We start from the raw sequence: 8,987 nt of genomic DNA on the forward strand, positions 1-8,987 counted from the left end.
ATATGCGCCCAGAGATTGAACTGCTGGAACACCATCGACAGGTTCGTGCGGATGCGGATCATCTGCGCGTGATCGCCCGGATGCCGGTTCTGGCCGGTGCCCTTCCAAATGACGGGTTCGCCACAGAACAGCACATCACCCTGCTGGCTGTCTTCAAGCAGATTGGCGCAGCGCAGCAAGGTCGATTTACCGGACCCCGATGACCCAATCAGAGAAACGACATGACCCGCTGGTGCGACGATATCGACCCCCTTGATGACCTCAAGGTCACCGTAGGCTTTGTGCAGGTTGCGGATTTCGATGACAGGGGCGTCGTTTATCACGTTTGGCAGCTTTTTCTTAGTTGTGGGATGCAGTAGTGCCGATATTGGCCGGTTTTGCAACGGTAAGTGGCCGCATGACCCCGTGTTATCGTCAGATTGCCTCGGCAAGAGGCGGCAGGGGCAAATCATAAGCATTTGGCGGAAGGGCTATCAGACCTTTCAGATGCAATGTGGCACGGTCGCTTGGTGCCAGCGCGGCAATCGCTAGCGATATGGCCGCAAAAAGCGCGTCAGCGGGACCTGATCCCGCAGTGATATAGGGTAAGCCCGGCGTCGGGCGGGTTGTGTGGATGATCCTCAGCCCCTGTGTTTCATCCAACGACTGAAAATGCTGCCACGTGACAGCATCGACAGCGGCAAAATCTGCCTGCCTTTGCTGCACCGCAAGAACCGAGGCGCGATGACTGCCGGTGCAAAGGCGCGGCCCCTGCAATGTCTCTGGTGCCTCCATCGCAAGGGCGGCCCAGCCTGACTGGGACATCGGATCGTTATAGGCAAACCGCGCGACCCGAAAATCTGCAAGGGCGTTCCGCGTGTCGCTCTGCCGTGCAATGATAACGCTGCAATAGTGTCCTGGCGGGCAGCCTTTGATCCCATAGTCCGGTGTCCCGATCATGGAGACATCGTTTTTCAAGATCGCCCGGAACGGCAATCCGCAGGTTTGCGAAAAGACGAGCGCCGGATTGCGCCAATGTGCCATCAAATCAGGTGGGGCAAGTGTGAGGTTTTCGGGCACATCATGCCCCTGCGCGTGCATGTTGTCGCGAATCAACGCCCAAAACCGTTTATCGGCTCCAGCGGTCAGCGGGGTCGCATACATCGGCAGACTGGCAATCATCCAGCGCTGACTTTCAGCCTCGCACGGTGGCTGTCCTGATCGGACACGCCCAGCAGCGATGAGGTCATCCGCATCATGCTGTCTTCCTCGTGGTCGCGCACGCCGTCTGCCATGACCACGGACCAAAGCGCCTCGATCACCGCGACGCGGTCTTCATACGATACTGTATCCTTGATCGCGCGGGTAAAGCGTACGGTGTCAGGGGCTTCAGCCTCCAAAACCTCGCATTCGGCGCGCAGGATGGCTGCCTCGTCTGACGACAGGCCATAGCGGGCCATCAGTGCCGCGTTGATTTGTGCAATCTCGACGGCTGCATAATGACCGTCGGTGCGGGCAATGCGTACCAGCAAGGCACCGAGCGCCAGGCGGCAATCGGTTTCAGGCAGGGCTGCGGGGTCGGGGGCGGTCAAACGCCGGAGAAGTTCTTGAAACATGATCTCTACATAGGCTGGGAAAGCTTGTCTTGAAAGAGGGCAGTCAGTCGCGCTGCTTCTTGGGCGAAACCGTACGGCGGATTTACGATAAACAAACCCGAGCCGATCATCCGGTGCCCGGGTCGTGCCGGCGGAAAACTGACCTCATGGATGATCGCCTTAGGCAGAGCGGCCTGCAGATCACGGATCATCGGTTTGTGCGGCGCATCTGTCAGAACGGGATACCACAGCATAATTACGCCGACGCCCCATTTGCGATGCAGTTTGGCGATGGTCTGCGGAATGGTCTGATAGTCTGACTTGACCTCGAATGAAGGGTCAATCAGCAACAGTCCGCGACGTGGGTCCGGCGGGCAGAGCGACATCGCCATCTCCCAGCCGTCCTTCTGGCGGAATATGCCGCCATAGGGGGCCATATTGTTCTTGAGGGCAGCGAATTCCTGCGGATGCAGTTCGGACAAATGAATTGTATCGACCGGACGCAGGCTTTCAGCGGCAATGAGTGGCGATCCGGGATAGGCATCGGACCCGTGTTTCTCGTGGATACGTTCCAGAACCTGCGCGTAAGGGTGATCTGGTGCAAACCAGTCTTGTGCCAGCGTTATGCCCTGGGCGGCCTCGCCGGTTTTTAGGGCTGCGGCATCCTGCAAATCATAAAGTCCGCGTCCTGCATGGGTTTCCAGATAACTGAGCGGTTTGTCCTTGCGGGTCATATAGGCAAGGGTCCACGCCAGCATACTGTGCTTGTGCACATCGGCCAGATTTCCGGCGTGATAGATGTGTTGGTACGAGAGCATGAAAAGTCCTTGTGATCACTCAGAGGGTTATCGCGGCATGGCGGAACTGTCTACGCCTTGATAACGAAGCAGTGTTCGAGGGTTGCTTGTGTCGGCGTGGGGTCTACGCTTGGCTTACAATAGAAGGGGTCTGTTATGCTGCACCGCATCGTTCTTAGCAGTTTGCTTGTCACAGTACCATTTGCCGTAGCCGCGCAAGATCAGCCAAATGGGGTCGAATTCCGTTTTGGATTAGGGCCGTCGCTGGAGCCCGGCTATTTCGGAGACGAAGATCTGGACGCAGGAGTTGACGCAGAACTCAAAGTGGAGAGGTTGCAATTATGGGGTCTGACGCTGGGTGACCAGACAAGCTCCGGCCTTGGTTTTGGCGGATCGGTCCGTTTCGTTTCTGGACGTGACGCGGATGATTTCGATGAGTTGGCGGGCCTCAACAGTATCGACCCCTCACTCGAAATCGGTGGCGGGCTAGAGTTCACGACGCCAGACTACGAGATATTCGCCAAGCTGCGTTACGGCATCATCGGGCATGAATCATATGTTGCGGAATTGGGCACTGATTTTTTCTACCGCCCCACCGATCAATTGACCTTCAGGATGGGGCCACGCCTGTTGCTGGGGGATGATACCTACGCGCAAACTTATTTCGGAGTGACTGCGGCGGAGGCGGATGCCAGCAGTTTTTCCGCATTCGACGCGCAGGGCGGGGTTATCAGTGCAGGGGCAAAGGCCAAAGCCACCTATGCCATCAACAATGACTGGGAGGTCGTGGGTACGCTGCAATACGACCAATTGCGCGACGATGCCGCCGATAGCCCGATCACAACATCGGACGACCAGTTCAGCGGAAGTATCGTTCTGACACGGCGGATCACCTTGGGGTTCTAGGGTCTGGTACCGGCTTTATACCAAGCGTGATGTTTCCACTGCAGCGCGTATGAAATCGGCAAACAGCGGGTGCGGTGCGAAAGGCTTGGACTTTAGTTCGGGATGGAACTGCACGCCAATGAACCACGGGTGGTCTTTCCATTCAACGATTTCGGGCAGTTTGCCATCGGGTGACATGCCAGAGAACATCAGGCCTGCTTTCTCAAGCGTTTCGCGATATTTCACATCCACCTCATAGCGGTGACGGTGGCGTTCTTCGATGGCGGTACTGCCGTATATGCCTGCAACTTTCGAGCCTTCGGTCAGCGTCGCGTTATAGGCACCAAGGCGCATCGTGCCGCCCTTGTCGTCGTCGGTCTTGCGGGCGACAGTGTGATTGCCCTGCACCCATGCCTTGAGGTGGTAAACTACAGGCTCAAAGCGCTTCTTGCCTGCCTCATGGTCAAATTCCTCTGATCCGGCCTTTTCCATGCCCGCGACATTCCGCGCCGCTTCGATGACAGCCATCTGCATCCCAAGGCAGATACCAAGATAGGGGATCTTCTTTTCGCGGGCGAACTGTGCCGCTTTGATCTTGCCTTCCGTCCCGCGCTCGCCAAAGCCACCCGGAACAATGATCGCATGAAAGCCTTCCAGATAGGGGGCTGCATCCTCACGGTCGAAAAGTTCGGCATCGACCCATTCGACCTTGACCTTGACGCGGTTGGCCATGCCACCATGTGTCAGGGCCTCTGCGATGGATTTATAGGCGTCCTCAAGCTGGGTATATTTGCCGACAATCGCCACCTTGACGTGGCCTTCGGGGTTATGGATGCGGTCGTAGACGTCGTGCCAGACCTCCAGCTTGGGTTGCGGGGCAGGGGAAATATCAAAGGCGTCCAGCACCGCCTGATCAAGGCCCTGCTCGTGATAGGCCAGCGGTGCCTCATAGATCGACTTGAGATCATAGGCGGCCACGACGCATTGCTTGCGCACGTTGCAGAACAGCGCGATTTTCTCGCGTTCCTTTTCGGGGATCGGATGTTCGGACCTGCAGACAAGGATATCGGGTGCGATCCCGATGGATTGCAGTTCCTTGACCGAGTGTTGGGTGGGTTTGGTCTTCAACTCACCGGAGGCTGCCAGATACGGCAACAGCGTCAGGTGCATGAAGATGCATTGACCGCGCGGTTTGTCATGGGCGAACTGGCGGATTGCTTCGAAAAACGGCAGGCCTTCGATATCGCCGACCGTGCCGCCGATTTCGCACAGCATGAAATCGACCTCGTCTTCACCGATGGCGATGAAATCCTTGATTTCATTGGTGACATGCGGCACCACCTGGATTGTTTTGCCCAGATAATCGCCGCGCCGTTCTTTTTCGAGCACGTTGGAATAGATGCGACCGGAACTGACGGAATCTGTCTTGCGGGCAGGCACACCGGTGAAACGCTCATAATGGCCAAGGTCGAGATCTGTCTCTGCCCCGTCATCTGTCACGAACACTTCGCCATGCTCGAATGGCGACATCGTGCCGGGGTCGACGTTCAGATAGGGATCAAGCTTGCGCAGGCGGACCGAATAGCCGCGTGCCTGCAGCAAGGCGCCCAAAGCCGCCGATGCAAGGCCTTTGCCCAACGAAGAGACAACGCCGCCGGTGATGAATATAAAACGCGCCATTGGCAGGAGCTCCCGTGAAAACAGCCAAAATCTGTGGGAAAGCGAACTCAAAGGTTCGCGTTATCACGGGATTTGACTCATAGTGGATTCGGGCGCGATTGGCAACCGCTGACCCAACATCATGTTGCCTTACGTGACCGCAAGGCAACTGCTAGTGGTTAGTCGCCCGCAGGTAACAGCGGATCATCATCGCCGAGCGATGGTGGAAGCAAGCTATCGCCCAGATCCGGCACGTTCATGCCTTCTTGTGCGGGCTCGATACCGAAACGGTCCGCGACCGATGACCCGGCGGTGTTGCTTGCCGCGATCAGCGTCAGCGCGATCGAGGTGCAGATGAACGCTGCAGCCAGTGCCCATGTAAACTTGCTCATCGCTGTCGGTGCAGGGCGCGAACCCGTCGCGCCGCCACCGCCGCCCATACCAAGCCCACCACCTTCGGAACGTTGCAACAGCACAGTACCGATCAGGCTGAGCGCAAGGATCAGGTGAATGATGAGGACGACGTTTTCCATGCAGGGGGCCTTTCAGGGCGTTCGCGAACACGCGGTATCTAAAAGCTGCAAGGCAATCCCGCAACCCCTGAAACCCCTTATTCGTGCGCCCTATTCGTCGATGTCGTCAACATCCGCCTGTCCGCTCAGGCGCCGTCGCACGATTGACCACGACAGACCTACTGCCAGAACCAGTGAAAGGGCCACGATCCCGATCACTGTGTTGATTGTCGGATCCGCATAGCTGACGACGCCCTGATCGAACAGAACCCACAAAACTGTGCCGACTACCGCAAGGATCAAGATCATCCCGAACACTCCGATCGAACGCAGAGTCGCCCGAAGATAGATGATGTATCCGACCAGCAGGATAAGGCCAAAAAGTACGGTCAGCGAAAGGCTTTTCTCATAGTTCGCCATGCTCCAGCGCACGTAGTTCCATTCGGTCGGGTTGTAGGTCGCGGCCAGCAGTATCAATGCAAAGACCCAACGGATGATGAAACCCATGATATGCCTCACTTCTTTCTGGTGAGGGGACGATGCGCTGCGATTGCCTTGCTGTCCAGTCGGCCATTTTGCTGTTTCCCCAGACGTTGCGCACCGATATAGGGGGCACGCAAGTCTGCGAAGGGAAAGAATCTTATGGCAAATGTTGTGGTCGTCGGTGCCCAGTGGGGTGATGAAGGCAAAGGCAAGATCGTGGACTGGCTGTCTGAGCGGGCAGATGTGATCGCACGCTTTCAAGGTGGGCACAACGCAGGCCATACGCTCGTGATCGATGGCGAGGTCTTCAAGCTGAACGCGCTGCCCTCCGGCGTCGTGCGCGGCGGCAAGCTTTCGGTGATCGGCAACGGTGTGGTGCTGGACCCTTGGCATCTGGTCAAGGAAATTGCCTCGATCCGTGAACAGGGTGTCGTGATCGACCCCAGCACGCTGATGATCGCAGAGAACACGCCGCTGATCCTGCCGATCCATGGTGAGCTGGACCGCGCCCGCGAAGAAGCATCCAGCAAAGGCACCAAGATCGGAACGACGGGGCGCGGCATTGGTCCGGCCTATGAGGACAAGGTCGGTCGCCGGTCTGTCCGCGTGGCTGATCTTGCGGATGCGGCAACGCTTGAGGCCCGGGTTGACCGCGCGTTGCAGCACCACGATCCCTTGCGCAAAGGGCTTGGCATCGCACCAATAGACCGCGATGCGCTGGTGGCCCAGCTCAAAGAGATTGCCGGTGAAATCCTGCCTTTTGCGGCACCTGTCTGGAAAGTACTCAACGAAAAGCGCAAGGCGGGCAAGCGTATCCTGTTTGAAGGGGCGCAAGGCGCTTTGCTGGATATCGACTTTGGAACCTATCCCTATGTCACATCATCGAATGTGATCGCAGGACAGGCTGCCACAGGTGTGGGCGTCGGGCCGAATGCAATCGATTATGTGCTTGGGATCGTGAAAGCATACACGACCCGCGTGGGTGAAGGACCGTTTCCGACCGAATTGGATGATGCCGATGGGCAACGCCTTGGCGAACGGGGTCACGAATTCGGCACCGTGACAGGGCGCAAGCGCCGCTGCGGATGGTTTGACGCGGCCTTGGTGCGCCAGACCTGCGCCACCTCTGGCGTGACGGGTATTTCGCTGACCAAATTGGATGTCCTTGACGGGTTCGAGACGCTGAAAATCTGCGTTGGCTATGACCTGGACGGTCAAACGCTTGACTACCTACCGACTGCCGCGGACCAGCAGGCGCGGTGCAAACCGATCTACGAAGAAATTGAAGGCTGGGCGCAATCAACCGAAGGTGCGCGTTCCTGGGCGGAGCTTCCTGCGCAGGCCATCAAATACGTGCGGCGCATCGAAGAGTTGATCCAATGCCCCGTCGCCCTAGTTTCCACTTCACCGGAAAGGGAAGACACCATTCTGGTAACGGACCCCTTCGCGGATTGAGGATAAATGCGATACAAAGCACGTAAACGACTGGCCATTTTTGTGCTGGTGATCGGCCTGCCAGTATACATCATCGTGGCTGCGACGATAATGAGTAATATGATGACCCAAGAGGTGCAATTGCCGCTGGTGGTCGAGTTTTTCGTTTACGTAGCTTTGGGCATCGGCTGGGCCTTCCCGCTCAAATGGGTGTTCAAGGGGATCGGGCAACCCGATCCGGATGCGCCGCCACAATCGCACGAATAAAAAAAGCGGAGCGTTCAGCTCCGCTTTTTTGTCAGTAATGTGGAGAAAAGTCAGCCGCGTGCTGCCTTGTTGCCATCAGGACGGAACTGCGTGTTGTCCGCAACATGAAAACGGCCGTTTGCCAGTTTGACCAAACGTGCCTGCCGCAACAGGCGTCCAAAGCTGCGCAAGCCATCTTCGCGCGAGATTTCGGAATTTGTCGCCGACTGCACGACTTTCATGACCTGCGGGCGCGAGAAGTCGTCTTCGCCTTCGACAAAGCAGATATAAGCACCCGCTGCTTCCAGTTGATCGGCCAGATCTGCCGCTCCGTGTGCAGCGGCAAACTCGGCAAAGCCGCCAGTCGTATCTGACGTATCAGTTTCTTTCATTGATGCAATCTTGCGCAGGCGCTCGGACGTCGCATCAACAGGCTGATCGCCGGTCGCTGGTGGCTGTAATGTTGCCTCCGGACGCTTCACTTCTTGCGACTTTACCAACTTCAATGGTGGTGGCGGGGATTTCGCATCGTCCTGTGCGTCATGGGCGCCCAAGTCATCTTTGTAGGCCTCATCAGGGTCACGCTTGCCAGCGCCTTTATCACCAAGCTGTCGGGCGGCCTCGGTCGCTGCAACCGCAGCTTTCAGCTGCGCAAATGCATCGCGGTGGCGACGGTTTTCCGGCTGGTTCAGATGCCGATCCGTCTGTGACATGATGCGGCTCATTGCGTCTTCGACATGCCGGGGCAGGCCGCGACGCGCAAATTCATTGCCTTTACGTGCTGCGATTTCAGCCTCGACCTTTGCGACTTCTTTTTCGAGATCGAATTCGTCGTCGTCATTATAGTCGTCGTACTCATCTTCCGCTTTATCATCCGACGTCAGAACAAGGGGAGGATGATCACTTCCGGCGATCTGTTCAGGCGCGTCAGCATCGGACAGCGCGGTTTGCTCATCCGCTTCCTGCTCGGCTGCAACCTCGTGATCATCGGCAAAAGTTTCAGTGCGCTGATCTTCTTCAGCCATGAAAGCCTCGAGTTCGGCATCATCCGCAAAGTCATCTTCGCTACTCTCATTGTCTGCCATATGACCATCGGCTTCAGAGGCCTTGACCTCATCTTCCGTGATGTCCCAAGTGTTTTCAGCATCGGCGGTCCCGGAAACGATGATGATCTTTTCTTCTTCGGCAGTCACGTCAACCGACGGCACACCATCATTCTCAAAGGTCGGTTCTGCCGGTGTTCCGGTGTCCGGCTCCAGATCACTGAACACGTTGATATCGTCTGCTTCCAATGCGTCGTGGCTATCAAGGTTCTCATTTACTGCAACCGGCGCCATGTCTGAAGTTTGAAGATCTTGGTCGTCGTCGCGCATATCTTCGGTGGTGTCCGGTTCCTG

The 8,987-nt window shown here is 57.0% G+C and carries 11 protein-coding genes; 3 read left to right on the forward strand and 8 right to left on the reverse strand.

What is annotated here, in order from left to right; all coding sequences use genetic code 11:
* The 4 genes from R6T97_RS14245 to R6T97_RS14260 form a co-directional block, all read right to left on the reverse strand.
* Positions 1–323, reverse strand: a 323-nt coding sequence (locus R6T97_RS14245) for an ATP-binding cassette domain-containing protein (RefSeq protein ID WP_410349958.1), incomplete at its 3' end; no start/stop codon positions are given.
* 91 nt (positions 324–414) lie between these two features.
* Entirely contained in the window at positions 415–1,161 is a 747-nt protein-coding gene (locus R6T97_RS14250; RefSeq protein ID WP_410349959.1) for a phosphate/phosphite/phosphonate ABC transporter substrate-binding protein, read from the reverse strand.
* Entirely contained in the window at positions 1,158–1,595 is a 438-nt protein-coding gene (locus R6T97_RS14255) for a TerB family tellurite resistance protein (protein ID WP_410349960.1), read from the reverse strand. Before R6T97_RS14255 ends, R6T97_RS14250 begins: the two co-directional genes overlap by 4 nt.
* A 5-nt stretch (positions 1,596–1,600) precedes the next feature.
* A complete protein-coding gene (locus R6T97_RS14260; RefSeq protein WP_410349961.1) occupies positions 1,601–2,392 on the reverse strand; it encodes a 23S rRNA (adenine(2030)-N(6))-methyltransferase RlmJ in 792 nt (263 codons plus the stop codon).
* Positions 2,393–2,527: 135 nt separating this feature from the next.
* On the opposite strand from R6T97_RS14260, the gene R6T97_RS14265 reads away from it, so the two are divergent.
* Positions 2,528–3,277 carry a MipA/OmpV family protein gene (locus R6T97_RS14265; protein ID WP_410349962.1) on the forward strand — a complete coding sequence of 250 codons (750 nt, stop codon included), beginning with the start codon at positions 2,528–2,530 and terminating at the stop codon, positions 3,275–3,277.
* Positions 3,278–3,292: 15 nt separating this feature from the next.
* Here R6T97_RS14265 and R6T97_RS14270 read toward each other — a convergent pair whose 3' ends face one another.
* The 3 genes from R6T97_RS14270 to R6T97_RS14280 all read right to left on the reverse strand — a co-directional run bounded on the left by R6T97_RS14270 (position 3,293) and on the right by R6T97_RS14280 (position 5,934).
* The gene (locus tag R6T97_RS14270) at positions 3,293–4,936 is read right to left on the reverse strand and encodes a CTP synthase (protein WP_410349963.1); all 1,644 of its coding nucleotides are present in this window, start codon (positions 4,934–4,936) and stop codon (positions 3,293–3,295) included.
* 158 nt (positions 4,937–5,094) lie between these two features.
* Positions 5,095–5,448, reverse strand: a complete 354-nt coding sequence (gene secG, locus R6T97_RS14275; protein WP_410349964.1) for a preprotein translocase subunit SecG — start codon at positions 5,446–5,448, stop codon at positions 5,095–5,097.
* Positions 5,449–5,538: 90 nt separating this feature from the next.
* Positions 5,539–5,934 carry a DUF6524 family protein gene (locus R6T97_RS14280; protein ID WP_410349965.1) on the reverse strand — a complete coding sequence of 132 codons (396 nt, stop codon included), beginning with the start codon at positions 5,932–5,934 and terminating at the stop codon, positions 5,539–5,541.
* 135 nt (positions 5,935–6,069) lie between these two features.
* Between R6T97_RS14280 and R6T97_RS14285 the strand changes: the two genes are divergently transcribed.
* Positions 6,070–7,365 (forward strand): adenylosuccinate synthase, encoded by a 1,296-nt coding sequence (locus R6T97_RS14285; protein ID WP_410349966.1) that lies wholly within the window; start codon positions 6,070–6,072, stop codon positions 7,363–7,365.
* A gap of 6 nt (positions 7,366–7,371) precedes the next feature.
* Positions 7,372–7,611: a DUF2842 domain-containing protein gene (locus tag R6T97_RS14290; RefSeq protein WP_410349967.1), complete on the forward strand. Its 240-nt coding sequence runs from the start codon at positions 7,372–7,374 to the stop codon at positions 7,609–7,611.
* A 50-nt stretch (positions 7,612–7,661) separates the two neighbouring features.
* On the opposite strand, the gene R6T97_RS14295 is transcribed toward R6T97_RS14290, so the two are convergent.
* Positions 7,662–8,987 (reverse strand): hypothetical protein (locus tag R6T97_RS14295; RefSeq protein ID WP_410349968.1); only part of this gene is annotated, 1,326 nt, incomplete at its 5' end.

The organism is Yoonia sp., from assembly GCF_046498525.1.
Lineage (GTDB): Bacteria > Pseudomonadota > Alphaproteobacteria > Rhodobacterales > Rhodobacteraceae > Yoonia.